This is a genomic window from Bacillus sp. FSL M8-0025, assembly GCF_037975475.1.
Taxonomy (GTDB): domain Bacteria; phylum Bacillota; class Bacilli; order Bacillales; family Bacillaceae; genus Bacillus; species Bacillus subtilis.
Genome location: NZ_CP150258.1, coordinates 2,930,337 through 2,956,474, shown reverse-complemented (window position 1 = coordinate 2,956,474; position 26,138 = coordinate 2,930,337). Strand labels below are relative to the sequence as shown.

Annotated in this window: 22 protein-coding genes and 1 other annotated feature; of the genes, 14 read left to right on the top strand and 8 right to left on the bottom strand. The window is 44.7% G+C overall.

Translation table 11 applies throughout. The features are described 5' to 3' along the window. Nucleotides 1-34: 34 nt before the first annotated feature. On the bottom strand, nt 35-781 hold the full coding sequence (locus MKX38_RS15305) for an LMBR1 domain-containing protein (protein ID WP_048655239.1): 747 nt from the start codon (nt 779-781) through the stop codon (nt 35-37). A 188-nt stretch (nt 782-969) separates the two neighbouring features. Between MKX38_RS15305 and MKX38_RS15300 the strand changes: the two genes are divergently transcribed. Next, nucleotides 970-2,163, top strand: a complete 1,194-nt coding sequence (locus MKX38_RS15300) for an MFS transporter (RefSeq protein ID WP_069322835.1) — start codon at nt 970-972, stop codon at nt 2,161-2,163. Nucleotides 2,164-2,399: 236 nt separating this feature from the next. Here the strand turns inward: MKX38_RS15300 and MKX38_RS15295 are convergent, their stop codons facing one another. Then, complete coding sequence (locus MKX38_RS15295; protein WP_003229169.1) at nt 2,400-3,185, bottom strand: blue-light photoreceptor; 786 nt, start codon at nt 3,183-3,185, stop codon at nt 2,400-2,402. Nucleotides 3,186-3,588: 403 nt separating this feature from the next. Here MKX38_RS15295 and MKX38_RS15290 point away from each other — a divergent pair, with 403 nt between their 5' ends. From MKX38_RS15290 to MKX38_RS15280, 3 genes are all read left to right on the top strand, one after another. Next, the gene (locus MKX38_RS15290; protein WP_003246114.1) at nt 3,589-3,924 is read left to right on the top strand and encodes a DUF4257 domain-containing protein; all 336 of its coding nucleotides are present in this window, start codon (nt 3,589-3,591) and stop codon (nt 3,922-3,924) included. Between the two features lie 102 nt (nt 3,925-4,026). Further along, nucleotides 4,027-4,241, top strand: a binding site (T-box leader). A 109-nt stretch (nt 4,242-4,350) separates the two neighbouring features. Beyond that, a complete protein-coding gene (leuS, locus tag MKX38_RS15285; protein ID WP_033884845.1) occupies nt 4,351-6,765 on the top strand; it encodes a leucine--tRNA ligase in 2,415 nt (804 codons plus the stop codon). A 115-nt stretch (nt 6,766-6,880) separates the two neighbouring features. Further along, entirely contained in the window at nt 6,881-7,192 is a 312-nt protein-coding gene (locus MKX38_RS15280) for a rhodanese-like domain-containing protein (RefSeq protein WP_339187630.1), read from the top strand. Nucleotides 7,193-7,213: 21 nt separating this feature from the next. Here the strand turns inward: MKX38_RS15280 and melA are convergent, their stop codons facing one another. Genes melA through MKX38_RS15255 form a run of 5 tightly spaced genes read right to left on the bottom strand, consistent with a single transcriptional unit; the run spans nt 7,214 to nt 12,611 of the window. Next, the gene (gene melA, locus MKX38_RS15275) at nt 7,214-8,512 is read right to left on the bottom strand and encodes an alpha-galactosidase MelA (protein WP_128422361.1); all 1,299 of its coding nucleotides are present in this window, start codon (nt 8,510-8,512) and stop codon (nt 7,214-7,216) included. A gap of 19 nt (nt 8,513-8,531) precedes the next feature. Continuing rightward, on the bottom strand, nt 8,532-9,362 hold the full coding sequence (locus tag MKX38_RS15270; RefSeq protein WP_213414543.1) for a carbohydrate ABC transporter permease: 831 nt from the start codon (nt 9,360-9,362) through the stop codon (nt 8,532-8,534). Further along, nucleotides 9,359-10,270, bottom strand: a complete 912-nt coding sequence (locus MKX38_RS15265) for a sugar ABC transporter permease (RefSeq protein WP_015251409.1) — start codon at nt 10,268-10,270, stop codon at nt 9,359-9,361. Before MKX38_RS15265 ends, MKX38_RS15270 begins: the two co-directional genes overlap by 4 nt. Further along, on the bottom strand, nt 10,263-11,543 hold the full coding sequence (locus MKX38_RS15260; protein WP_339187627.1) for an ABC transporter substrate-binding protein: 1,281 nt from the start codon (nt 11,541-11,543) through the stop codon (nt 10,263-10,265). The genes MKX38_RS15265 and MKX38_RS15260 overlap by 8 nt, the downstream gene beginning before the upstream one ends. A 33-nt stretch (nt 11,544-11,576) precedes the next feature. Then, nucleotides 11,577-12,611: a LacI family DNA-binding transcriptional regulator gene (locus MKX38_RS15255; protein WP_339187625.1), complete on the bottom strand. Its 1,035-nt coding sequence runs from the start codon at nt 12,609-12,611 to the stop codon at nt 11,577-11,579. A gap of 217 nt (nt 12,612-12,828) precedes the next feature. Here MKX38_RS15255 and MKX38_RS15250 point away from each other — a divergent pair, with 217 nt between their 5' ends. From MKX38_RS15250 to MKX38_RS15205, 10 genes are all read left to right on the top strand, one after another. Continuing rightward, on the top strand, nt 12,829-13,728 hold the full coding sequence (locus tag MKX38_RS15250; protein WP_339187622.1) for an alpha/beta hydrolase: 900 nt from the start codon (nt 12,829-12,831) through the stop codon (nt 13,726-13,728). 209 nt (nt 13,729-13,937) lie between these two features. Then, entirely contained in the window at nt 13,938-14,714 is a 777-nt protein-coding gene (gene bioW, locus MKX38_RS15245) for a 6-carboxyhexanoate--CoA ligase (RefSeq protein WP_339189446.1), read from the top strand. Continuing rightward, on the top strand, nt 14,704-16,050 hold the full coding sequence (gene bioA / locus MKX38_RS15240) for an adenosylmethionine--8-amino-7-oxononanoate transaminase (RefSeq protein WP_339187620.1): 1,347 nt from the start codon (nt 14,704-14,706) through the stop codon (nt 16,048-16,050). Before bioW ends, bioA begins: the two co-directional genes overlap by 11 nt. Next, the gene (gene bioF, locus MKX38_RS15235) at nt 16,040-17,209 is read left to right on the top strand and encodes an 8-amino-7-oxononanoate synthase (RefSeq protein ID WP_339187617.1); all 1,170 of its coding nucleotides are present in this window, start codon (nt 16,040-16,042) and stop codon (nt 17,207-17,209) included. The genes bioA and bioF overlap by 11 nt, the downstream gene beginning before the upstream one ends. Then, complete coding sequence (gene bioD / locus MKX38_RS15230) at nt 17,206-17,901, top strand: dethiobiotin synthase (RefSeq protein ID WP_339187616.1); 696 nt, start codon at nt 17,206-17,208, stop codon at nt 17,899-17,901. The genes bioF and bioD overlap by 4 nt, the downstream gene beginning before the upstream one ends. Before the next feature lie 2 nt (nt 17,902-17,903). Next, on the top strand, nt 17,904-18,911 hold the full coding sequence (bioB, locus tag MKX38_RS15225) for a biotin synthase BioB (protein ID WP_339187614.1): 1,008 nt from the start codon (nt 17,904-17,906) through the stop codon (nt 18,909-18,911). 68 nt (nt 18,912-18,979) lie between these two features. Continuing rightward, nucleotides 18,980-20,167 carry a biotin biosynthesis cytochrome P450 gene (bioI, locus tag MKX38_RS15220; protein WP_339187612.1) on the top strand — a complete coding sequence of 396 codons (1,188 nt, stop codon included), beginning with the start codon at nt 18,980-18,982 and terminating at the stop codon, nt 20,165-20,167. A 77-nt stretch (nt 20,168-20,244) separates the two neighbouring features. Continuing rightward, entirely contained in the window at nt 20,245-21,006 is a 762-nt protein-coding gene (locus MKX38_RS15215) for an NAD(P)-dependent oxidoreductase (RefSeq protein ID WP_003245974.1), read from the top strand. A gap of 206 nt (nt 21,007-21,212) precedes the next feature. Beyond that, nucleotides 21,213-22,073, top strand: a complete 861-nt coding sequence (locus MKX38_RS15210) for a carbohydrate ABC transporter permease (protein ID WP_010886597.1) — start codon at nt 21,213-21,215, stop codon at nt 22,071-22,073. 24 nt (nt 22,074-22,097) lie between these two features. Further along, nucleotides 22,098-23,594, top strand: a complete 1,497-nt coding sequence (locus MKX38_RS15205; RefSeq protein ID WP_339187610.1) for an extracellular solute-binding protein — start codon at nt 22,098-22,100, stop codon at nt 23,592-23,594. A gap of 40 nt (nt 23,595-23,634) precedes the next feature. Here the strand turns inward: MKX38_RS15205 and MKX38_RS15200 are convergent, their stop codons facing one another. Further along, nucleotides 23,635-25,953 (bottom strand): helix-turn-helix domain-containing protein, encoded by a 2,319-nt coding sequence (locus tag MKX38_RS15200; protein ID WP_169037753.1) that lies wholly within the window; start codon nt 25,951-25,953, stop codon nt 23,635-23,637. Nucleotides 25,954-26,138: the final 185 nt, after the last annotated feature.

Below are 26,138 nucleotides of genomic sequence, written 5' to 3'. Positions count from 1 at the left end.
CAGAAAAAGCTCCAGACATTCTGGAGCTTTTTGTTTATCGTTTTGGCGCCCGATAACCGGCGGCTTCAGCTTCTTCAACTGAGCAAAACATTTCAGCCGGATCGGTTGTCCGGTCGTAGTATGTACTGCCTGGCGTGTGGTAGATGCCGTTTTTGCTTCCTTTGATATTACAGCCTTCTGCTTTGTCAGCTGTTTTGGTTTCATCACTTTTACTCGTATTGTTTGAAGAACTTCCAGTGTCTTCATGAGAACTGGCAGTTTGGCTTTCCGTCTCTTTTAATTGATTTTCAAGCTTTGTTTTATCTTGTCGGAGTGTTTCATTTTCAGCCTTTGCCGTTTTTGCATCTTCTTTGAGCTGCTTTTGATTTTCTTGAAGCTCTTTAATCTCAGCTTTTAATGATTTCTGAGTCTTTTTTAGATCGCTATTTTCGTTTTTAAGCTTTTCAAGCTTGTCTTGATCTTCTTTGTTGTCTTTTAATTTCTTTGCTTCGGAGCTGACAGATTTATATTCTTTCTCAAGTTCTTCATGCTCTTTTGTGAGGTTTTTATATTCGGCGTTTAGCGCTGAATATTTTTTCTCGGCATTTGCTGCGGAAGTGTCAGGTTCTGCCAATGCTGCCCCGGTAAAGAGCAGCACAAGGCCTCCAATGAAAAGCGGCCAAAAAAGTCTCTTGGAGAAACGTTTTTCCTTTTTCAGTACATATCTGACAAGGTGATATAATCCATAGCCCAGTGCAATGAGACATGCCAGAAAACCTAAGAATGCTAATACCATTTCCATAATATGACCCCTTTTTCTATTTATTTTACATTTTTCAAACAATATTTGTTAGATTTTTTCACGCTCATCAGTTGAAAAATGTGAGAGAGACAGATAGAATGAATGTGCTATGATAACTGGATTCGTACGGAGCCGTTTTAGGTTTCGTTTTTTTCATGAGCTTTTTTAGGTAAGAAAGGGGGATGAGTATGCCGCGTGCTCTTAAAATTTTAGTCATTGGAATGTTTATCAATGTGACGGGTGCTTCTTTTTTATGGCCGCTGAATACGATTTATATCCATAATCATTTAGGAAAGTCGTTAACAGTAGCCGGACTTGTCCTGATGCTGAATTCCGGCGCCAGTGTGGCTGGTAATTTATGCGGAGGTTTTTTGTTTGATAAAATCGGCGGTTTTAAATCGATTATGCTTGGGATAGCCATTACGTTAGCAAGCCTGATGGGTCTTGTCTTTTTTCATGATTGGCCAGCCTATATTGTGCTGCTGACGATTGTGGGCTTTGGCTCCGGTGTTGTTTTTCCGGCCAGCTACGCAATGGCGGGATCGGTATGGCCTGAAGGGGGAAGGAAGGCATTTAATGCGATATATGTCGCGCAAAACGCGGGCGTGGCCGTCGGTTCAGCGCTTGGCGGTATCGTGGCATCTTTCTCGTTTTCATATGTATTTTTGGCAAATGCCGCGCTGTATCTGGTCTTTTTCTTTATTGTATATTTCGGATTTCGAAATATTCAGACGGGAGATGCGTCCCAAACGTCTGTGCTTGATTATGATGCTGTGAACAGCAAAGCAAAATTTGCCGCACTGATCATTTTAAGCGGAGGCTATGTACTCGGATGGCTGGCTTATTCTCAGTGGTCAACCACAATTGCTTCGTACACACAAAGCATTGGAATATCTCTTTCCTTATACAGCGTGCTGTGGACGGTTAACGGAATTCTCATTGTGCTCGGCCAGCCGCTCGTCAGTTTTGTGGTGAAAAAATGGGCCGAGTCGCTAAAAGCGCAAATGGTCATCGGCTTTATCATTTTTATTGTGTCTTTCAGCATGCTGCTGACTGCAAAGCAATTTCCGATGTTTCTCGCTGCGATGGTAATCCTGACTATCGGAGAAATGCTTGTTTGGCCTGCTGTGCCGACTATTGCCAATCAGCTTGCCCCTAAAGGGAAAGAAGGCTTTTATCAAGGCTTTGTCAACAGTGCGGCGACAGGCGGCAGAATGATTGGTCCCCTGTTCGGAGGAGTGCTTGTCGATCATTACGGCATTAGGGCTCTTGTTTTATCTCTGTTGGTATTGCTGCTGATCAGTATTGCCACAACGCTTCTATATGACAAACGGCTCAAATCAGCTAAAGAAACAAATAAGCAGGCATCAATCTCTTCATAATAAAAGATCCCGCTGGGTGAGCGGGATCTTTCAGCGTGTCGACAAACCCTCGCATTCGTTGTCAGGCCTGCGCTTCGGTGCTCACGAATTAGAACATTCGCTCCGCTCCTATGCTCGTCCTTCCTAGACTTCAAGGGTTTTCAATCACGCTGAAAAGATGACAAAATCCTAAAATGAAAACCATTTTAGGATTTTGTCAACAATCTGAAAGATCCCGCCGGATGAGCGGGATCTTTTTACATAATCGGAAGCACTTTAACAGCATCCTTTACATTTGAATATGTTTTCAGCGACGAAAAATTGGCATCCAGTTTATTCATTTTCATGGCCAATTCAGGCTTAATGCCGGTAATGATTAACTCAGTTCCGGTCAATTTCAGCAAATGGCTCAGCTTGAAAATTTGGTCGGCCGTTTGTTCGTTCACTTGGGCCAATCCGGATAAATCAATGATCAAATAATCATCTTTGGATGTTGATAAGATATTCGTCAATGTGCAAACGATGGAATTAAATCGCTCCTCTGTCAGGTTTCCGACTAGCGGAAGAGCCGAAATGCCATTGCGAATCGGGACAATAGGAGTTGAAAGTGCAGTAATTTCCGTGAGGGAATCCTCGAGAAGCTTTTCATACTCTTTTTGCTTGGTGATGTCTTTCTGAATTCCGACAAAATACGTTTTATCCTCTATTTCCATTGGATCAATATTTAATTCATTCCAGAACATCGTTCCGTCTTTTTTGTAGTTTTGAATCTGAACGGTGACCGGTTCTTTATTTTGTAAAGCGGTTCTGATGTTGTCCACTTCTGCAGGATCTGTGTGTTTCCCCTGTAAGAAGCGGCAGTTCTTTCCTAAAATTTCCTCGGTCTCGTAGCCGGTCATTTGAACAAAGCCTTGATTTACGTAGATAATAGGATTATCTTCAAGTGCGGGATCTGTAATTACCACACCGACTCGCACGTGATCAAGCGCTTTTTTGATGACTTCCAGCTGTCCTGGTATCCCAAATGATTGAAAACTAGCCATATAAATCCCCCTTAGGCCGTCAGCTTGCTATGCGAAAGCCTGATATTCCCCTTTTTAAAATGAATTCTACAGTAACCGTAGCACAACACATGTTCTGATTCAAGCAAGTGCAGTTTGTTGTTTGTCATTAGGGCTTGTCCTCGTATACACTAAAAATAAGAACAGAATTTGAACATATGAACGGAAAGGTTTTCTACATGCTAAATAGGTGACTAGGTCAATGTCACTGGGTGAAAAATGAATCCAATGCATCAAGCTTACCGATCATGTGTTCACATATAATGGAAGAAACAAGCTTTTTACAGATTTGCCGGTATGTAGATATCGAAAATCATCGGAATCGTTTAAGGGGGCTGGATGGCCTGAAGTCGCTTTACGAAATAAGGGCTTTAGGAAGGTGATGATGAAGATGCTGCATCAGGTACTCATTGCTTGTGTAATTGGAGGAATCATGGGGATTCTCGGTCATGTGAAAAAGAGAGGCAGGCTGGAGAAGCCCAGAATGACGAAGCGGTTTATCTACCTTGGATTTTTGGAAGATTGGTTTATCGGCATGACGGCTTCCATTTTACTTGTATTATCCGCTGACCCCGATTCAGGAATTCAACTTGTCATCTTATCCATTATCTCAGGCTACGGCGGTGAAGCTGTTCTCAGAAGTTTTGACTTTGTGAGAGAACTGAACAGCGGCGGCGAACCGGCCGAGTCCAAACGTCAAACCAAAACTCCACCCGAATAATTGTCCTCAATCTCCGCCCGTTCAGGGTACATTCCCATTGTATACAAACCTGCTTGCACTTATGAACAGAATTCTATAAAATACAGTTAGATTACGGTTGCGATAAGAACAATGAAGAGGAGCAGTAAGAAACAGATATTGTTGCAGAGAGTTGACGGCTGGTGAAAGTCAATCAAGTTTGTTTCCGAACTCACCTCAGAGTTGCAGCGGTGAAAAGCCGCTGACGCATAACTGCGTTAAAAGTATCAAGTGAGTGCGGCGTATGCCGCGCTAACGAGGGTGGTACCGCGGGAAAACGAAAGTCTCTCGTCCCTTTTTGGGATGAGGGAGTTTTTTTTAGTTTGGGAATATTCTGAATATAATCCTCTCCTTCCCGTCAATACTTGAACCATACACGCCGTATTCAATCAGAAGGAGGTTTTTACTTTGAGTTTTCAGCACAAAGAGATAGAAAAGAAATGGCAGACATATTGGCTTGAAAACAAAACATTTGCCACTCTTGATAATAATGAAAAACAAAAATTTTACGCGCTGGACATGTTTCCTTATCCGTCTGGAGCTGGGTTGCACGTCGGCCATCCTGAAGGATATACAGCTACGGATATTCTGTCCCGCATGAAGCGCATGCAGGGCTATGATGTCCTTCATCCAATGGGCTGGGACGCATTCGGCCTGCCAGCTGAACAGTACGCGCTTGACACAGGGAACGACCCCGCTGTGTTTACGAAGCAGAATATTGATAACTTCCGCCGCCAAATTCAAGCGCTTGGCTTCTCATATGACTGGGATCGCGAAATCAATACGACTGACCCTGAATACTATAAATGGACGCAATGGATTTTCTTAAAGCTATACGAAAAAGGCCTTGCTTACGTTGACGAAGTGCCTGTAAACTGGTGCCCTGCGCTCGGTACGGTTCTTGCCAACGAAGAAGTCATTGACGGCAAGAGCGAACGCGGCGGCCATCCGGTAGAGAGACGCCCAATGAAGCAGTGGATGCTGAAAATCACCGCTTATGCGGACAGGCTCCTTGAGGACTTGGAAGAGCTTGATTGGCCGGAAAGCATTAAAGATATGCAGCGCAACTGGATCGGCCGTTCGGAAGGCGCTCACGTTCATTTTGCTATAGATGGACATGATGATTCCTTTACGGTGTTTACAACAAGACCAGATACGCTGTTTGGCGCTACATACACTGTCCTTGCCCCGGAACACGCATTGGTGGAAAACATCACAACGGCAGAGCAAAAAGAAGCTGTTGAAGCTTATATCAAAGAAATTCAATCAAAGAGTGACCTAGAACGCACAGATCTTGCGAAAACAAAGACAGGCGTATTTACAGGAGCGTATGCGATCAATCCTGTAAACGGAGAAAAACTGCCGATTTGGATTGCGGATTATGTTCTTGCATCATACGGAACAGGTGCTGTCATGGCAGTTCCTGGACACGATGAGCGTGATTTTGAATTCGCCAAAACATTCGGCCTTCCGGTGAAGGAAGTCGTAAAAGGCGGGAACGTTGAGGAAGCAGCCTATACTGGCGACGGCGAGCACGTGAACTCTGATTTCCTGAACGGCCTTCACAAACAGGAAGCGATTGAGAAAGTGATCGCTTGGCTGGAAGAAACGAAAAACGGTGAGAAGAAAGTGACGTACCGTCTTCGTGACTGGCTCTTCAGCCGCCAGCGTTATTGGGGCGAGCCGATTCCGGTCATTCATTGGGAAGACGGAACGTCAACAGCTGTCCCTGAAGAGGAGCTGCCGCTGATTTTGCCGAAAACGGATGAAATCAAACCGAGCGGAACGGGCGAATCACCGCTTGCGAACATTAAAGAGTGGGTGGAAGTCACAGACCCTGAGACAGGGAAAAAAGGAAGAAGAGAAACGAATACAATGCCGCAATGGGCGGGAAGCTGCTGGTATTTCTTGCGCTATATTGATCCGCACAATCCGGATCAGCTGGCATCACCAGAAAAATTGGAAAAATGGCTTCCGGTCGATATGTATATCGGCGGTGCAGAGCATGCCGTGCTTCACCTTCTGTATGCCCGCTTCTGGCATAAGTTCCTTTATGATATCGGCGTAGTGCCGACGAAAGAACCGTTCCAAAAGCTGTACAACCAAGGAATGATTCTCGGTGAAAATAACGAAAAAATGAGTAAATCTAAAGGGAACGTTGTCAACCCTGACGAAATCGTGGCCTCTCACGGTGCTGATACGCTGAGATTGTACGAAATGTTCATGGGACCTCTTGATGCTTCAATCGCCTGGTCTGAATCAGGATTAGACGGTGCGCGCCGTTTCCTTGACCGTGTATGGCGCCTATTTATTGAAGACAGCGGTGAGCTTAATGGAAAAATCGTTGAAGGCGCGGGTGAAACATTGGAGCGCGTCTATCATGAAACGGTCATGAAAGTCACAGACCATTATGAAGGCCTTCGTTTCAACACGGGTATTTCCCAGCTGATGGTCTTTATTAATGAAGCTTATAAAGCAACAGAACTGCCGAAAGAATATATGGAAGGCTTCGTGAAGCTTCTTTCTCCTGTCGCGCCACACTTAGCGGAAGAGCTATGGGAGAAGCTTGGCCATTCCGGCACAATTGCCTACGAAGCTTGGCCTGTATATGATGAAACAAAACTTGTGGATGATGAAGTTGAAATCGTTGTTCAGCTGAACGGAAAAGTAAAAGCGAAATTACAGGTTCCTGCCGATGCAACGAAAGAACAGCTGGAACAGTTTGCTCAAGCAGATGAAAAGGTCAAAGAGCAGCTTGAAGGCAAAACGATTCGGAAAATCATCGCGGTGCCTGGCAAGCTTGTCAATATTGTGGCAAACTAAGCCTAGAAAAAATCCCCTTTGCCAAAAGGGGATTTTTTTCATCAGTCTCAGAATAGCAATCGTTCAGCTGACTTTGATATACTGAACATGATCACTGTGAATAGGAGTGTTTTCTTTGGAAATAAAAGAAATCAGCACAGCCGCTTTGAAAGAAAAAATTGAGGCGGACGAAGAATTATATTTAATTGATGTCAGAGAAGATGAAGAGGTAGCGGAAGGCATGATCCCGCAAGCCGTTCATATTCGCATGGGGGATATTCCTGAAAAAATGGAAACCTTTGATAAAGACAAAGAGTACGTATTTATCTGCCGCTCAGGAATGCGCAGCATGAACATCTGCAAGTACCTGGATGAGCAAGGCTTTAAAACAGTCAATGTTGAAGGCGGCATGATGGCCTGGGAAGGCGAAACAAAACCAAAAAACTAGGGGAGAGCGGTCCCCTAGTTTTTATTTGTATTCCGGAAGCCAATCGCCGTGTGCTGCAAATAAATCGTCACACATGGAGATGATGTCCTTCATGGAAAGCTCCGCGCTTGTATGCGGATCAAGCATTGCAGCTTGGTAAACCGCTTCTTTTTTCCGTGTGACAGCCGCTTCGATTGTCATCAGCTGTGTATTAATATTCGTCCGGTTTAAGGCGGCAAGCTGCTCAGGCAGTTCTCCGGCGAAGCACGGTGTAATTTTTTTTCTGTCGGCGACGCATGTCACTTCCACAACCGCTTTTGAAGGAAGGTTGGTGATCAGCCCTGTATTCAAGACGTTTCCTCCGAAGGTGAATGGTTCGTTTGTTTCCATTGCTTCTATAATTCTTGAACCATATTCCTTTGAGCGTTCGTGCGTAAGGTTTTTATTATTGACGATATCATCCCGCATTTTCTCCCAATTTTCAATTTGCTTGACGCACCTTCTCGGATATTCGTCGAGCGGGATTTGCAGCTCGCTGATCAGTTCAGGGTAATTCCGTTTAATAAAGTATGGGTGATACTCTGCGTTATGTTCGGACGATTCCGTGACATAATAGCCGAACTTATCCATTAATTCAAACCGCACCATATCATGATGCTTTGTTTTTTGTTTTTCTTTCGCTCTCCTTTTGATTTCTGGATATAAATCTGCGCCGTCTTTTTTGACTTCCAAGAGCCAAGCCATATGATTGATTCCTGCGATGCGTTCCTCAATTCCGTCATGCTCCATTCCGAGAGCTTTAAATAAATCCTTCGTGCACACTTGAACACTGTGGCAGAGCCCGATTGTTTTGATATTGGTATAGCGGAGCATGGCGCCTGTAAGAGTGGCCATTGGATTTGTATAGTTTAAGAACCATGCGTCAGGGCACATTTCCTCCATATCTTTTGCGATATCAATTAAGACCGGGATTGTTCTGAGAGATCTGAATATCCCGCCGATGCCGACTGTATCGGCGATCGTCTGGCGCAGCCCATACCGTTTAGGAATCTCGAAATCGATGACTGTGCTCGGTTTGTATCCTCCAACCTGAATCGCATTGATGACATAGCCTGCATTTTGCAAGGCGAGTTTTCTGTCATCATAGCTGTTGATGGCCACACTTGGGTTATAACGGTCTCTTAGATTTTCGAGCATGAGCTGGGATTCCTGCAGGCGTTTGGGATCAATGTCGTAAAGAGCGAACTCAAATCCATTCAGTGCTTCTGTTAACAGGCAGTCTCCCAAAACATTTTTGGCGAAAATCGTGCTCCCTGCACCGATAAATGTAATCTTCTTCATATTGCTTCCTCCTTTAATGTTAACCCTTTACCGCTCCGGAAGACAGGCCGGCAATAAAGTATTTTTGCAGCGCCAAAAACAGAACAACCATCGGCAGCATTGCCATAAGTGCCGCTGCGGCAACTAAATGCAGGTTGTTTGCGTTTTCTCCAAAAAAACTTGCCATGGCGACTGTTAATGTCTGAACCTTTTGATCTTGTAAAAAGAAAATGGCAAATTGATAGTCGTTCCAAATAAAGACACAAGAAATAATACAGATGGTCGCAGTGATCGGCTTCAGCAGAGGAAACACAATCGTAAAAAAGATTTTCAGCATGCCTGCGCCGTCAATTCTTGCGGCTTCTTCAAGCTCTTTTGGAATGGTCGATCGGATAAAGCCTGAATATAAGAATACGGTTAAAGGCATGTAAGCTGCTGTATTGATGAAAATGGCGATTGCGTGTGTATTGACCATTCCGGCGTCCACGACCATTCGGTACAAAGGAACCATGGACGTTAACGGAGGGATGATCATAATGGAAATCAGCAAGGCAAAAACGGCTTTATTCAGTTTCGTTTCCCTCCGGGCAAGCGGGTAGGCGGCAAGTGAGCCGAATATAATTAATAACAAGGCAGAAAAACCTGTGATGATCATGGTGTTTATAAAAGAGTTACCTAGCGAAGCGCGCTCCCACGCCTCTGAGAAATTGTGAAAGGAGATGTTGGCTGGAAATATCCATTTCGAACTGTAGTCTCCTTTTGCTTTCAATGAAGTGGTCAGCAGGATATAAAAAGGAATAAAATGCGCACAGGCCACAATGGCGGCAAGAAGCGTAATGATCCGCATGTTTTTTGTACGGACGGCTCTCATGACATTTCCGTCTCCTTTCTTTTAAAGTACGCAAGCGCGCAAAAGCTGATGATCAAAATGACAAATGCCATAAATATGCCTTGCGTTGCGGCATAGCCGGCATCCTGCCGTTTGAAATACAAATCATACATAAACGTGGACATGGATTGTGACGCATTTCCGGGACCGCCCGCGGTGAGTGCAATGATGACGTCAAACAGCTTTAAGCCTCCGATAATATTGATGACCATATTAATGGTAATGGAGGGCATTAACAGCGGCAGCGTGATGGTAAAAAACTGCTGGCCTTGTTTCGCGCCATCCATTTGCGCCGCTTCATAGTAGTCTTTCGGAATGCTTTGCAGACCGGCTAAGTAGACAACCATAGCAATCCCGACATATTGATAGGTGTTAATCATGACAATGATCCATGGATTGAGCGAGGGACTGGCGAGCGCATTAATAGGGCTGATGCCGAAGACCCCGAGCAAATCGTTGAGCGCGCCTCCGTCATAGGAGAAGAAAAAGTACCATATGTAGCCCATAATGAGCGGGCTGATCATCACCGGCAAATACACAATTGTTCTTGTTACCGCTTTCGTTTTAATGCTTTGATTTAAGAGCAGAGCGTATAGAAGCCCGACCACATTTTGAAAAAAAGTGCTGCCAAGCCCGTAAAGCAGCGTGTTTTTTAAGATATGCCAAGTGTCAGGATCAGAAAACAGCCTTTCATATTGCGCGAATCCAACCCATTGGTAAACTTGTGAAAAGCCGTTCCAGTTTGTAAAGGTAATCAATGTGCCTTTCACAAACGGATAAATCATAAAGACCAGAACGGAGAGCAAAGCAGGAATGTACATCCACCAAAGTGAGGACTGCTTTTTTGGCTTAACCTGTTTCACATGAACGTCCCTTGCGATCTCACTCATTGTTTTCAGCTCCCTGTATTTCCGATTGCTCCCGGAGTCGTTTATATTCTCTTCCCAGCTTCTGCGAAATGTCTTGAGGCGCCAAAATGTCAGCTGCCAGCTCCTGTCCGACCGTGCCCAGGACATCCCACATTCCGTTTGGCAAGTATAAACGGTCGAAGTAAGGCTCGACTTTGACATCTTGATAATGCTCATAATCGTTTGCGTAGAAAATATCAGCTTTCACATTGGTCAGCCCTGAAGGAAGCGATGTGGCTTCAGCCATTTGTTTGGCATTGGCCGGGCGGGCCATAAATGCTATAAATTCTTTTGCCTCTTTTAATTGAGGCGAATCTTTCCATGCTGCAAGGGTGTAGCGTTCACCGCCGATCCATATCGGGTTATCACCGGGATGTATGGCGGGTGTCGGGATAATGCCGATCTTGACGTTCGGATTGATCTGGGCAACGTCTTGGCCGAGGGTGCCGCCTTGCATTGTAAAGGCGATTTTGTTTTGGGCCATTAATTCAATGAGCTGTGATTTTTTTGCCGTGACGGCGTCGATGTTAATCAATTTTTCTTTCTGCATTTGTTTGAGGATTTCTGATAAATAAGTGAATTTACTCCATTGAAAAGTGCCATTGATGAGCTGTTTTTTTTCATTATGGGCAGGGTCTGTGATGAGAAGAGGTGTAGCGAATTGGTCGTAATATTGAGCGAATGAGCTTTTGTCATAGCCGGCAAACCAGAAGGGAACAATGCTTCCCTTGCTCTTTTCTTTAATCGTTCTCAGTGCTTTGATAAAGTCATCCATGGTTTCCGGCGGAGCAATGCCGTAACGGTCTAAAATATTGCGGTTATACGCCAGACCGTCTTTTGCCTGATTGATCGGATAGGCATACACCTTTCCGCTTTTATTTTTGAGGATGCTGTTTAAATTGGGATCAAGATCTTGAGTCCATTCCATATCCCGGAGATCCGCTGTATATTCTCCGTACCTGATTTTCCCCCAGCCATGTGTATCGAATAGATCTGGCAAATCATTGGCCGCCATTCTGACACGCATCATATTTTCATAGTCATTGCCTGGGAAATGAAGGCTGACACGAATGTCACTGTGTTCCTTTTCGAATGCAGCCGCTAGTTTTCTGAACGTATCTCTTTCACTGTCGGTTGACATTGTAGAATAAATGGTTAACGTCTTTTTTGCGGTATCTGCTGAGCTTTTCTCTGCTGAACACCCGGGCAGAACAAGCAGAATAAGAGAGAGAAATAAAACAAAAGTGTGTTTCATCTTTTCCTCCTTATCATCGTGATGAATCTTTGCTTATGTCACCTCCTTTGCTGTACATCCGCAGCTTTGTCTTACGATTAATGTTGTAGGCAGGGTGACATGGTGAGGAAGCGTTCGGCCATTGAGACGGTCAAGCAGCAGTTTTACGCCTGTCCGGCCCATTTCTTCTGTGTATACCTTCACCGTCGTTAAAGGCGTGCTGGCAAATTCAGCTTCCTCAATGCCGTTAAAGCTGACGATTGCGGTATCCCGCGGCACTTGCAGTCCGGCTTCCTGCAGCGCTTTTAATGCGCCGATCGCCATAGAATCGCTGGCAATAAAGAATGCTTCCGGCAGATGGCCTTGATCGATTGCTTTCTTCATCAGGCGATAGCCCTCACGCATGCTGTATTCTCCGATCAGCACATGCTCAGGCTGGGGGGCGGCTGACTCCAAAAAAGCGGTCAGGCGTTTATCTTCAATGGTTCTGCGAATGCTTTGGCCGTCCTTCAGCGTATGCTCTTTTTCTTGTCCGCCAATGTAGCCTAACCGTTTGTAGCCTAAGTCGAAAAGGTGATCAATCGCCTGGCGTGAAGCCGATTCAAAATCGATTCCAATCGAATCGTATGCTTGCGGATCTGGTGAATGATTGATAAATACGGCATGCTCCAGCCTCCCGCTGATATGCTTAACCGCTTCATCATGAACACGGCCGATGACAATGACACCATCCAATTCCCGAAAGATATGTTCCTGAAAGGAGCCGAGATGAATCGAATTTGTAATGAAAATTTCCTGTTCAAAGCATTCCTTTTCAATCCCTTTCCGAATGGAAGAAAAATAAGGGTCCTGCCTTTCCTGATCAGGGGACAGACAGCTCAGCACACCGATCAGCGGCTGAGCCCGCTGTTTTTGCCCGCGGGATTTTCGGCGTTTGGCAACGGTTTGATAACCAAGCTCTTCAGCGATGTTGATGACTCTTTGTCTCGTTTCGCCCGTAACAGAAAGCGACTCATCTTCATTTAAAATTCTGGACACAGTTGCGCTGGAAACTTTAGCTTTCAAGGCGATATCTTTAATACGAACCATGGGTATCCCTCTCATCTATTTAGTAAAATATTAACTCATCTGTTTTTGATAAATTGATACTATCATATAAAAGTAAGCGGTTACAATAATTGTTTTCGGAATATTTCGTTATATTTACTAAATATTTAGTAAATGATGTGATTTATGTTGGAAAAATAAAGGGGAACCCAGATCTGTCTCGTAAATGTGAAGTAAGCGAATAAGGAAGGGTGATGGGATGAGAGCCGAAAGAAGAAAGCAACTGTTTCGATTGCTTGGTGATTTGCCTGATCGGAGGCCAATCAGTGTTGAGACATTACGTATTGAAGAAAGAGAAGAAAATATCGTTGAAACGCTCCTGCTCGATTTAAATGGACATGAAAAGGTGCCCGCTTATTTTGTGAAGCCGAAGAAAACAGAAGGACCGTGCCCAGCCGTATTGTTTCAGCATTCGCATGGGGGCCAGTATGATAGGGGAAAAAGTGAGCTGATTGAGGGAGCGGATTATTTGAAAACGCCTTCTTTTTCTGATGAGCTTACTTCACTCGGATACGGCGTTCTTGCGATTGATCATTGGGGATTTGGAGATCGGCGGGGAAAAGCGGAAAGCGAGATATTTAAAGAAATGCTTCTCACCGGAAAAGTGATGTGGGGGATGATGATTTATGACAGTTTAAGTGCGTTGGACTATATGCAGTCACGCTCTGATGTTCAGCCTGACAGGGTCGGAACCATCGGCATGTCTATGGGAGGTTTGATGGCGTGGTGGACAGCGGCGCTTGATGACCGGATTAAGGTGTGTGTGGATTTGTGCAGCCAGGTGGATCATCACGTGCTGATCAAAACACAGAATCTTGACAGGCACGGCTTTTATTATTACGTCCCATCGCTTGCAAAGCATTTTTCCGCATCGGAGATCCAAGGCCTGATCGCGCCGCGCCCGCACCTTAGTCTTGTTGGTGTACACGATCGGTTAACGCCGGCCGAGGGCGTGGACAAAATCGAAAAAGAATTGACAGCTGTCTATGCTGGACAGGGAGCTGCTGATTGCTACCGAGTGGTCCGTTCTGCTTCGGGACATTTCGAAACAGCAGTTATGAGGCATGAAGCTGTCCGGTTTTTGCAAAAGTGGTTGTGACTGTAAAAAGAAATCGAAAAAGACCGTTTTGTGTGAAAACGGTCTTTTTGTTTCCTTTTAACCAACTGCCATAAATCGATGCTTTCTTCTATTGACAGAAACAGGAGAGAATAATATATTCTAATTGTTAACCTTTAAAAATAATTGGTTAACAATTAAAGTGAGAAGCACTACACGTTCTTCAGTTATCAGTGAAAGGGCGAGAAATGATGCAAGAAGAAACTTTTTATAGTGTCAGAATGAGGGCTTCTATGAATGGATCTCATGAAGACGGCGGAAAGCATATATCCGGCGGAGAACGGCTTATTCCTTTCCATGAGATGAAGCATACAGTCAATGCTTTATTAGAAAAAGGGTTATCCCATTCAAGAGGAAAACCTGATTTTATGCAAATTCAATTTGAAGAGGTATATGAATCGATAAAAACCATTCAGCCATTGCCTGTGCATACGAATGAAGTGAGCTGCCCGGAAGAAGGACAAAAGCTGGCCCGATTGTTATTGGAAAAAGAAGGCGTTTCACGAGACGTGATTGGAAAAGCATATGAACAAATCCCTGAATGGTCAGATGTCAGGGGTGCGGTGTTGTTTGATATTCATACAGGAAAGCGAATGGATCAAACAAAAGAAAAAGGGGTGCGGGTCTCCAGAATGGATTGGCCGGACGCTAATTTTGAAAAATGGGCGCTTCACAGTCACGTGCCGGCTCATTCAAGAATAAAAGAGGCCCTTGCGCTCGCTTCAAAGGTAAGCCGGCACCCGGCAGCCATTGCAGAATTATGCTGGTCGGACGATCCGGATTACATAACAGGCTATGTTGCGGGTAAGAAAATGGGCTATCAGCGTATTACAGCAATGAAAGAATACGGGACTGAAGAAGGCTGCCGAGTCTTTTTTATTGATGGATCCAATGATGTAAACACGTACATACATGATCTGGAGAAGCAGCCTATTTTAATAGAGTGGGAGGAAGATTATGACTCATGATTTGATAGAAAAAAGTAAAAAGCACCTCTGGCTGCCATTTACCCAAATGAAAGATTATGATGAAAACCCCTTAATCATCGAAAGCGGGACTGGAATCAAAGTCAAAGACATAAATGGCAAGGAATACTATGACGGTTTTTCATCAGTTTGGCTTAATGTCCACGGACACCGCAAAAAAGAACTAGATAACGCCATAAAAAAACAGCTCGGAAAAATTGCGCACTCCACGTTATTGGGCATGACCAATGTTCCAGCAACCCAGCTTGCCGAAACATTAATCGACATCAGCCCAAAAAAACTCACGCGGGTCTTTTATTCAGACAGCGGTGCAGAAGCGATGGAAATAGCCCTAAAAATGGCGTTTCAGTATTGGAAGAACATCGGGAAGCCTGAGAAACAAAAATTCATCGCAATGAAAAACGGGTATCACGGTGATACGATTGGCGCCGTCAGTGTCGGTTCAATTGAGCTTTTTCACCACGTATACGGCCCGTTGATGTTCGAGAGTTACAAGGCTCCGATTCCTTATGTGTATCGCTCTGAAAGCGGTGATCCTGATGAGTGCCGTGATCAGTGCCTCCGAGAACTTGAACAGCTGCTTAAGGAACATCACGAGGAAATTGCCGCGCTTTCCATTGAATCAATGGTACAAGGGGCTTCCGGTATGATCGTGATGCCGGAAGGATATTTGGCAGGGGTGCGCGAGCTATGTACAACATACGATGTCTTAATGATCGTTGATGAAGTCGCTACAGGCTTTGGCCGTACAGGAAAAATGTTTGCGTGCGAGCACGAGAATGTCCAGCCTGATCTGATGGCTGCCGGTAAAGGCATTACAGGAGGCTATTTGCCAATTGCCGTTACGTTTGCCACTGAAGACATCTATAAGGCATTTTATGATGATTATGAAAACCTAAAAACCTTTTTCCATGGCCATTCCTATACAGGCAATCAGCTTGGCTGTGCGGTTGCGCTTGAAAATCTGGCATTATTTGAATCTGAAAACATTGTGGAACAAGTAGCGGAAAAAAGTAAAAAGCTCCATTTTCTTCTTCAAGATCTGCACGCTCTTCCTCATGTTGGGGATATTCGGCAGCTTGGCTTTATGTGCGGTGCAGAGCTTGTCCGGTCAAAGGAAACCAAAGAACCTTACCCGGCTGATCGGCGGATTGGATACAAAGTTTCCTTAAAAATGAGAGAGTTAGGAATGCTGACAAGGCCGCTTGGGGACGTGATTGCATTTCTTCCTCCTCTTGCCAGCACAGCTGAAGAGATCTCGGAAATGGTTGCCATTATGAAACAAGCGATCCACGAGGTTACGAGCCTTGAAGATTGATTCCTGGTTAAACGAGCGGTTAGACATAGTAAAGGAAGCCGGCGTACATCGTAACCTGCGGTCAATGGATGGAGCGCCGGTTCCAGAGAGGAACATTGATGGCGAAAATCAAACGGTCTGGTCCTCAAACAATTATTTAGGGCTCGCAAGCGATAGACGTTTGATCGATGCAGCCCAAACAGCATTGCAGCAATTTGGGACAGGAAGCAGCGGTTCACGTTTAACGACAGGCAATTCGGTCTGGCATGAAGAGCTAGAAAAGAAGATTGCCAGCTTTAAACGGACAGAAGCGGCCCTGCTGTTTTCGAGCGGTTACTTGGCCAATGTCGGTGTCCTTTCATCCTTGCCAGAAAAGGAAGATGTCATTTTAAGTGACCAGCTCAATCATGCAAGTATTATCGACGGCTGCCGACTTTCTAAGGCTGATACAGTTGTTTATCGGCATATTGATATGAATGATCTTGAAAACAAGCTGAATGAAACACAGCGTTATCAGCGCCGTTTTATCGTAACAGACGGGGTATTCAGCATGGATGGCACAATCGCCCCTCTTGATCAGATCATCTCACTTGCGAAACGCTATCATGCCTTCGTGGTCGTTGATGATGCCCATGCAACAGGAGTTTTGGGTGATTCGGGACGAGGAACGAGTGAATACTTTGGTGTTTGTCCTGACATTGTGATCGGCACCTTAAGCAAAGCTGTTGGTACGGAAGGAGGTTTTGCGGCAGGATCAGCGGTCTTCATCGACTTTTTGCTGAACCATGCCAGAACATTTATCTTTCAAACCGCTATTCCGCCAGCCAGTTGTGCGGCTGCTCATGAGGCTTTGAACATCATTGAAGCCAGCAGGGAAAAACGACAGCTTTTATTTTTTTATATCAGTACGATCAGAACCAGTCTGATGAATATGGGGTATGTGGTGAAAGGAGATCACACACCGATTATTCCTGTAGTCATTGGCGATGCCCATAAAACGGTCCTATTTGCTGAAAAACTGCAGGGCAAGGGAATTTATGCTCCTGCCATTCGGCCGCCGACCGTTGCGCCGGGTGAAAGCCGGATTCGAATTACAATCACGTCTGACCACAGTATGGGTGATATTGATGATTTGCTGAAAACATTTCATTCAATCGGAAAGGAGCTGCATATCATTTGAGGGGTTTTTTTGTGACGGGAACTGATACAGAAGTAGGGAAAACGGTTATATCCAGCGGTCTTGCTGCCTTATTGAAAGAACATAATAGAGATGTCGGTGTGTATAAACCATTTTTAAGCGGGATATCGCGTCATCATCCAGATAGTGATACAAGTTTGCTGAAAGACATGTCACAGACCAGTCTCTCCCATGAAGACATTACGCCTTTTGCCTTCAAGGCGCCGCTTGCACCATACGTTGCAGGGAAACTCGAGGGAAAGACTGTCACCATGGAAGAGGTTTTAAACCATTGGGGGCGGATTAGAGAAAAACATGAATGCTTCATCGTAGAAGGTGCAGGCGGTATTTCTGTGCCATTGGGAGAGGACTATTTGGTCAGTCATGTCATAAAAGCGTTGCAGCTTCCCGTGATTATTGTGACGCGTCCTCGCCTTGGAACCATTAATCATACCTTTTTAACTGTCAAATATGCAGAAAGTATGGGGCTTCCAATTGCCGGAATTATCATCAATGGAATCAGTGACTCTCCTGATGAAGATGAAAAAACCAATCCTGAGATGATTGAGCGCTTATGCGGTGTTCCGATTTTAGGGGTTACGCCAAAGCTTGCCAACGTGACGAAAGAAACGGTTCTACATATGGTAAAAGACCATATCAATCTATCATTACTGATGAATCAAGTGGGGGTATGAGAATGAATCAATGGATGGAACTTGCAGACCGGGTGCTGGCTGGAGCAGAAGTGACTGACGAAGAGGCGCTTTCAATATTACATTGTCCTGATGAAGATATTTTGCTATTAATGCATGGAGCTTTTCATATCAGAAAACACTTTTATGGAAAAAAAGTAAAGCTCAATATGATTATGAATGCGAAATCCGGGCTCTGCCCGGAAAACTGCGGCTATTGTTCACAGTCTGCGATTTCGAAAGCGCCGATTGAGTCTTACCGGATGGTGAATAAGGAAACGCTGCTTGAAGGCGCGAAGCGGGCGCACGATCTGAATATCGGCACATATTGTATCGTGGCAAGCGGCAGAGGGCCGTCTAACAGAGAAGTGGATCAGGTCGTAGATGCGGTTCAGGAAATTAAAGAGACGTATGGACTGAAGGTTTGTGCGTGTCTCGGACTGTTGAAGCCAGAGCAGGCGAAGCGTCTCAAAGATGCCGGAGTAGACCGTTATAATCATAATTTGAATACGTCACAGAGGAACCATTCAAACATCACGACCTCACATACATACGATGACAGAGTCAATACGGTTGAAATCGCAAAAGAATCGGGGTTGTCTCCGTGTTCAGGCGCCATTATCGGGATGAAGGAGACGAAACAGGATGTCATTGACATCGCCAAAAGCTTGAAGGCTCTTGACGCGGATTCCATTCCTGTGAATTTTTTGCATGCAATTGATGGCACGCCGTTAGAAGGCGTCAACGAATTAAACCCGCTGTATTGTTTAAAAGTGCTGGCGCTGTTCCGTTTTATCAATCCATCAAAAGAAATTCGCATTTCCGGAGGAAGAGAGGTCAATCTCCGCACATTGCAGCCATTAGGGCTTTACGCCGCAAACTCCATTTTTGTCGGAGACTACTTAACAACTGCCGGGCAAGAGGAGACGGAGGATCATAAAATGCTGATTGATTTAGGCTTTGAAGTTGAATCAGTCGAAGAAATGAAGGCTAGTTTAAGTGCGAAAAGCTGAAAGAATCAATAAAAGCAATCGGTATGATGTCGATTGCTTTTATTTTTGAACAGAAAGGAGAAAATCACGTGACAATTGCATCGTCAACTGCATCTTCTGAGTTTTTGAAAAACCCATATTCTTTTTACGACACATTGCGAGCTGTTCATCCTATCTATAAAGGGAGTTTCTTAAAATACCCGGGCTGGTATGTCACAGGATATGAAGAAACGGCTGCTATTTTGAAAGATGCGAGATTCAAAGTCCGCACCCCGCTGCCTGAGAGCTCGACCAAATATCAGGACCTTTCACATGTGCAAAATCAAATGATGCTGTTTCAGAACCAGCCTGATCATAGACGATTGCGGACGCTTGCCAGCGGAGCATTTACGCCGAGAGCGACAGAGAGTTATCAGCCGTATATCATTGAAACTGTCCATCATTTGCTTGATCAAGTGCAAGGTGAAAAAAAGATGGAGGTCATTTCGGACTTTGCTTTTCCTTTAGCAAGCTTTGTCATAGCTAACATTATAGGTGTACCGGAGGAAGATAGGGAGCAATTAAAGGAGTGGGCTGGGAGTCTCATTCAAACGATTGATTTTACCCGGTCAAGAAAGGCATTAACAGAGGGCAATATTATGGCTGTGCAGGCTATGGCATATTTCAAAGAGCTGATTCAAAAGAGAAAACGCCACCCACAACAGGATATGATCAGCATGCTCTTGAAGGGGAAAGAAAATGATAAGCTGACGGAAGAGGAGGCGGCATCTACGTGCATATTGCTGGCGATCGCCGGACATGAGACAACGGTTAATCTCATCAGCAATTCAGTCCTTTGTCTGCTGCAGCATCCAGAACAGCTTTTGAAACTGAGAGAAAATCCAGATCTTATTGGTACCGCAGTCGAGGAATGTTTACGCTATGAAAGCCCCACGCAAATGACAGCCAGAGTTGCGTCAGAGGATATTGACATCAGCGGGGTGACGATCCGTCAAGGAGAGCAAGTCTATCTTTTGTTAGGAGCGGCTAATCGAGACCCAAGCATTTTCACGAACCCGGATGTCTTCGATATTACGAGAAGTCCTAATCAGCATCTTTCATTCGGTCATGGCCATCATGTTTGTTTAGGGTCCTCGCTGGCACGATTAGAAGCGCAAATTGCGATTAACACTCTTCTGCAGCGGATGCCCAGCCTTAAGCTCGCGGATTTTGAATGGCGGTATCGGCCGCTTTTTGGATTTCGGGCGCTTGAGGAGCTGCCGGTGACTTTTGAATAAGCCTAAGAATGTGATTGCCAAAAAAAGTGTCAGCCCCGCCGAAAATGGGCAATCTATAAAAAAGGGGAGTGAACATCGTGAAAAAAGTGCTGATCGCCGGCGGAAATGGTGTGATTGGGAGACTGCTTGCTGAAGGGCTTATTTCAGACTATGAAGTGACAGTGCTTGATAAAGATCATTTCGATGGCAAAGCCTCTTCCATTCAGGCTGACGCGGCAAATTATGAGGAGCTGTTGAAGAAGATTCCAAAAGATACCGATGCCATCTTGAATTTACTCGCTGTGAAAATCAAATACGATATTATGGACATCGCTGAGTTTGAAAAAATGACGGATGTTTTCTATAGGGCAAGCTATTATCTGTGCCGTGCGGCAGCGGAGCTCGGCATTCAAAAGCTCGTGTTCGCCAGCAGCAATCATGTCACAGATGTATATGAAAAAGACGGGCGCTCGCTCTTAGGACGGGAAATCACAACAAGCGATTATCCGCTGTCAAAAAACTTGTACGGTGTATTAAAGCTGACCTCTGAACAGATCGGCCATTTGTTTTATTTGGAAAATAAGCTATCAGTAATCAACCTTCGAATCGGAACAGTCGTCACAGATGAAATGGATACGCTGCATGAAAAAGAACGGACGAAAAAGACACTGCTTTCTCACCCCGATCTGCTGTCGATTTTCAAAGCCGCCATTGAGACCAACATCCGGTATGGCACTTATTACGCCGTCTCTGATAATCCGGGCCGGCCATGGTCCATTGAATCTGCCGTGAATGAACTTGGGTTTTCGCCACAAATCAATACGGCTGAACTTCTGAACGAGGAGGAGAACGGAGCATAATCATTTTCTAAGATTATGCTCTTTTTCTTTTGTTATCGGTCTCAATTCGCGGCAGCCCCCGCCCGGCCGGGGACACTGTTCAAATGATTATAGACATGGCAATCACAGATTTGCTACATTTTAGACACGATATCGTCACATGCTGAGCTCGGTTTCCAAAAATATGATAACGCTTACAAAGAGAGGTGGGTGCTATCGCACATTCACTGAAAAACCGTCTGTTTGATATGTTGATTTATGGTTTCTTGCTGATGTTCGCTTTAATATGCGTACTTCCGTTCATTCATGTCATCGCAGCATCTTTCGCCACAGTAGAAGAAGTCGTGTCGAAAAAATTCATTTTAATACCGACCACTTTTTCGCTAGATGCTTATCGCTACATTTTTTCAACAGATATTATTTATAAGAGTTTGCTTGTTTCTGTGTTTGTGACAGTGATAGGCACTGCGGTCAGCATGTTTCTTTCTTCACTGATGGCTTATGGGTTATCCCGCCGTGATTTAATCGGCCGGCAGCCGCTCATGTTTCTCGTCGTATTTACGATGCTGTTTAGCGGCGGCATGATTCCGACTTTCCTTGTGGTCAAATCGCTTGGATTACTCGATTCTTACTGGGCGCTTATTTTGCCGACAGCCATTAATGCCTTTAACCTGATCATTCTGAAAAACTTCTTTCAAAATATCCCATCAAGCCTGGAAGAGTCCGCGAAAATTGACGGGTGCAATGATCTGGGCATATTCTTTAAAATTGTGCTGCCGCTGTCTCTTCCTGCGATCGCAACGATTTCACTATTTTATGCGGTCACGTATTGGAACACGTATATGACAGCGATCTTGTACTTAAATGATTCAGCAAAATGGCCGATTCAGGTTCTTCTGCGCCAAATCGTCATTGTATCAAGCGGTATGCAAGGGGATATGTCTGAAATGGGGTCGGGCAGCCCGCCGCCTGAGCAAACCATTAAAATGGCGGTCATAGTGGTGGCGACCATCCCTGTTCTGCTTGTCTATCCGTTTATACAAAAGCATTTTGCAAAAGGAGCTTTGCTGGGATCTGTCAAAGGATAAAGAAATATGAAACGGAGGGGTACGATGGGAAACAAATGGAGGGTGCTTTTGATTGTGCTTGTACTGGCACTCGGCGGAGTGCTGGCGGGCTGTAAAGGAACTGAACAGTCTGCGGCTGAAGGCAAAGCTGACTCGGATTCAAAGGTAAAGCTGTCTTGGATGGCGATTTTGTATCACCAGCAGCCGCCGAAAGACAGGGCGATTAAAGAAATTGAAAAGCTGACAAATACAGAACTCGACATCACCTGGGTTCCAGATGCGGTGAAAGAAGACAGGCTGAATGCGGCGCTTGCAGCCGGCAATCTTCCGCAAATCGTGACCATCCAGGATATTAAAAATTCGTCAGTCATGAATGCCTTCCGGTCAGGAATGTTTTGGGAAATCGGCGATTATATCAAGGATTATCCCAACTTAAACAAAATGAACAAACTCATTAATAAAAATGTGACAATTGACGGCAAGCTCTACGGGATATACAGAGAGCGCCCGCTTTCCAGACAGGGGATCGTCATTCGGAAGGACTGGCTGGACAATTTAAATTTGAAAACCCCGAAAACGTTGGATGAGCTTTATGAAGTGGCCAAAGCATTTACGGAGGACGACCCGGACAAGGATGGGAAAGATGATACGATCGGGCTGGCAGACCGTAATGACTTGATTTACGGCGCGTTTAAAACGATTGGCTCGTATGAAGGCATGCCGACAGATTGGAAGGAATCGGGCGGCAAATTCACGCCTGATTTCATGACACAGGAATACAAAGACACGATGAACTATATGAAAAAGCTGCGTGATAACGGGTATATGAATAAGGATTTTCCCGTCACAAGCAAAACCCAGCAGCAGGAGCTGTTTTCTCAAGGAAAAGCCGGAATTTATATTGGCAATATGGTAGATGCGGTCAATCTGCGCGACCATGCCTCTGATAAATCGATGAAGCTCGAGATCATCAACCGCATAAAAGGCCCAGATGGGAAAGAGCGGGTATGGGCATCAGGAGGCCATAACGGCGTGTTTGCTTTCCCGAAAACGAGTGTGAAAACGGAAGCTGAGCTTAAACGGATCTTGGCGTTTTTTGACCGAATTGCCGAAGAAGATGTCTATAGCCTGATGACTTATGGCATTGACGGCGTTCATTACAACAAAGGTGAGGACAAAACGTTTACACGCAAAGAAAGCCAGGTAAAAGACTGGCAGACTGATATTCAGCCGCTGTCCGCTTTAATTGCCATTGATAAAGCCTACTTAAAAAACACTGGAGATCCGCTTCGGACGGCGTACGAGGAGCTGACCGAGGACAATGAAAAGATTATCGTCTCAAACCCGGCTGAAAGCCTGTATTCCGCATCGGAGTCGGAACGGGGTGACGAACTGAAGAAAATCATTGATGACGCGACCTACAAATATATGATTGGAGACATCACAGAAAGCCAGTTCGATAAAGAAGTGGAAAAATGGGAGTCAAGCGGAGGAAAACAAATTATTCAGGAATACGAAGAAGCGTTTAAACAAGCAAAATAACATTGGAAAAACCCAAAACGCGCAAGCGGTTTTGGGTTTTTTACATGCTTCTTTTTTGCTGGCGGTAGTTTCCCGGTGTAATCCCCTCCAGCTTCTTAAATGATCTGATAAAATTTTGCGAGTTTTTATATTTCAGCTTTTCGGCAATGTCCTTGACCGCCATGTCTGTTTCGGCAAGCCAGCTTTTCGCCATATGGTGTCGGTAGCTTGAGACATACTCGCTGAATGAAATTCCCATTTCTTTTTTGAAAATGCTGCTTAAATAATTTGGGTTGTAATGCAGCCTGCGCGCGATTTCGTCCAGTGTCAATTCGGATTCAAACTCATGATGGATGATATGAATGATGTTGTCGGAAATATTTTTGTACTGGGCATCCGCGCGGGCGTTCACTTTGTCTGTCATCGGATCAATAAACTCATTCTTTAGCCAGTTTTCGGTATCCTCGAACGTTTTCAGCTCAAAAATTTGGTCATACAGCATTTTGTTTTCTTCAAGCTCAAACAATTCGATCCCGAGCACATGCATCAGCTCAATCACATGGTTCAAAAAACGGGCGATGGCGATTTGAAATTGATACGGGTTGGTGTTCTGGGTGAAAATGGCTTGCAAAATCGCGTGCAGGCATTTATCCGCTTTCTCCTTGTCTCCTGCTTTAACGGCATCGAACAGCTCATGCTGAAGCTGCTTTGGAAAATGGGTTTTGAAGGTTTTTTTCTGGTCAAGGTCTTCGTAAAAGATGATCGACTTGTTTTCCGCTTTAAGCCGGTATTTCAACGCTTCTGAGCCTTCCGCATAGGCTGTTTTCGCTTTTGTCAGCACATCAAACGGCTGGCTGATGCCGATGCTGACAGACAGCTGCAGCTCAGCTTCCGCTTTTTCCTGAATCATCCTTGCAGTCTCATTCAGCTCAGCTATGAATTCTTCTTTTGTCCCGCTTTGGTTGATCAAAATCGTCGCCTGCTGTTTGTCAACTACGGCGGGGGCAAGATGTTTGTCCGTCGGGATGCTGCGCTCAATCAGGCTGTTGACGGCAAACAAAAGCAGATCCATATCTTTTTTCTCATAAGGCGTATGATTCAGTGTGTCAATTTGGAGCACAAGCAAGGCAAGGTGTCGCCAATTTTGCTTTAAACCGAGGCTTTCAAAACGGTTATCAACCTCCTCATCCGTCAGTTTTCCGAGCATAAGCCTGACCATAAAATATTGCTGCAGATGAGTGGCCTGCTGCTTCATCGTTTCTTCAAGGTCGTCATTTCTGTCCTTCAGCTGCTTAAAGCTCTGTTCAATTAACTCAAATTCATTTTGAGGAGGCTGTTGTTTCTCTTGTATGGCTCCATGTCTTGCGAATGATTCGTAAAGCACCCTGATCGGCTTGTAAAAATGGCGGGAGCCCAGCCAGGAGAACAATAATGAAAGCGTTAACAAAATAAGGCATACTGCAAAAGTGATCCAGCCGATTGATTTGGCTTCTTTTTTTAGCTCAGGCAGGGAAACGAGAGAAAAATAAGTCCATGTATTATAGTCAGATTTTTGATAGGTGACTTTATAATGAATCCGGTCAATAACTGTTTCAAACTGTCCGCTATTGGCGGTTTGCGCCAGCACTTTTTGGACAAAGCCGTCGTTATGAAGAGTTTCACCAACGTCAGACATATTGTTATGAAGGATGATGCGGCCTTTTTCATCGATGATAAACAGGTTGTTGGCGTTTGAATAGCCAGGCATATTTTTGACAAGCGAGCAGCTCGGGATGCTTGCGGCGGCCAATCCCTTTGTATTTGTGCTGTTCAAAGGAAGCTGCTTAATTAAATTGATATTGTAGCGGCAGTTTTCTGATGTGCCTTCTTTGGTTGAAATCAAATGATTGTTTTCCTCAAGCGTCCAATAGGAACGGCTCGCTTTGTGTTTCGTGTATGCTGAGGCTGCTTCATGAAGAGTATCTGTATTCAAACGGTACAAACCAGAATTGTTCATGTACCATTTTTTCGTATAACTGACTAACGTCATGTTGGACAGATCGGTATCAAAGCTTTGCAGATAATTGAGCTCTTGGTTCACTTGGTTATAGATTTGGAATTGGTCTGAGTGCAAAGGCTCGGACAATGTGCGAAGGAGAGGCGGCGAACTCACATAGTGGGTTAAAGAGTGATCGACGGTTTTCAATATATGCTCGATGCTTTGCTGGGTCTGCTGGAGTGTGTCGAATTTTTCCTCTGAAACGTTGGAAATAGCCGTTTTCTGAGAGTGCTCGTACGAAAACAATCCGACCAAAATAACCGGAATGGTGCTGAGCAGGCAGAAAAACGTAATCAGTTTGTAGTAAAACTTGTATTGGCTTCTTTTCATAAAACCCCCCATTTCATAACATCCACTTCACCTTAATACAATTAATCCAAAGATTGATAGATATTGTCAATAATCATTTTCTAATATCGGTGTCTTTTTTTCAGGTGGACCTCCTGAACCTTTGATTATAAAGGGATAAAACAGGATGTGATCATATGATTGTAGACGGACTTTTACCTCTGCGCTACAGTGAATGC

What these genes read in the sequence shown, in the direction of transcription:
- melA (WP_128422361.1), bottom strand. Translation starts at nt 8,512, where the DNA reads ATGAAGAAGATTACATTTATCGGTGCAGGGAGCACGATTTTCGCCAAA.
- MKX38_RS15200 (WP_169037753.1), bottom strand. Translation starts at nt 25,953, where the DNA reads ATGGGGGGTTTTATGAAAAGAAGCCAATACAAGTTTTACTACAAACTG.
- MKX38_RS15265 (WP_015251409.1), bottom strand. Translation starts at nt 10,270, where the DNA reads ATGAGTGAGATCGCAAGGGACGTTCATGTGAAACAGGTTAAGCCAAAA.
- MKX38_RS15205 (WP_339187610.1), top strand. Translation starts at nt 22,098, where the DNA reads ATGGGAAACAAATGGAGGGTGCTTTTGATTGTGCTTGTACTGGCACTC.
- MKX38_RS15300 (WP_069322835.1), top strand. Translation starts at nt 970, where the DNA reads ATGCCGCGTGCTCTTAAAATTTTAGTCATTGGAATGTTTATCAATGTG.
- MKX38_RS15295 (WP_003229169.1), bottom strand. Translation starts at nt 3,185, where the DNA reads ATGGCTAGTTTTCAATCATTTGGGATACCAGGACAGCTGGAAGTCATC.
- bioW (WP_339189446.1), top strand. Translation starts at nt 13,938, where the DNA reads ATGCAAGAAGAAACTTTTTATAGTGTCAGAATGAGGGCTTCTATGAAT.
- MKX38_RS15305 (WP_048655239.1), bottom strand. Translation starts at nt 781, where the DNA reads ATGGAAATGGTATTAGCATTCTTAGGTTTTCTGGCATGTCTCATTGCA.
- MKX38_RS15270 (WP_213414543.1), bottom strand. Translation starts at nt 9,362, where the DNA reads ATGAGAGCCGTCCGTACAAAAAACATGCGGATCATTACGCTTCTTGCC.
- MKX38_RS15260 (WP_339187627.1), bottom strand. Translation starts at nt 11,543, where the DNA reads ATGAAACACACTTTTGTTTTATTTCTCTCTCTTATTCTGCTTGTTCTG.
- bioB (WP_339187614.1), top strand. Translation starts at nt 17,904, where the DNA reads ATGAATCAATGGATGGAACTTGCAGACCGGGTGCTGGCTGGAGCAGAA.
- bioA (WP_339187620.1), top strand. Translation starts at nt 14,704, where the DNA reads ATGACTCATGATTTGATAGAAAAAAGTAAAAAGCACCTCTGGCTGCCA.
- MKX38_RS15250 (WP_339187622.1), top strand. Translation starts at nt 12,829, where the DNA reads ATGAGAGCCGAAAGAAGAAAGCAACTGTTTCGATTGCTTGGTGATTTG.
- MKX38_RS15255 (WP_339187625.1), bottom strand. Translation starts at nt 12,611, where the DNA reads ATGGTTCGTATTAAAGATATCGCCTTGAAAGCTAAAGTTTCCAGCGCA.
- MKX38_RS15290 (WP_003246114.1), top strand. Translation starts at nt 3,589, where the DNA reads ATGAAGATGCTGCATCAGGTACTCATTGCTTGTGTAATTGGAGGAATC.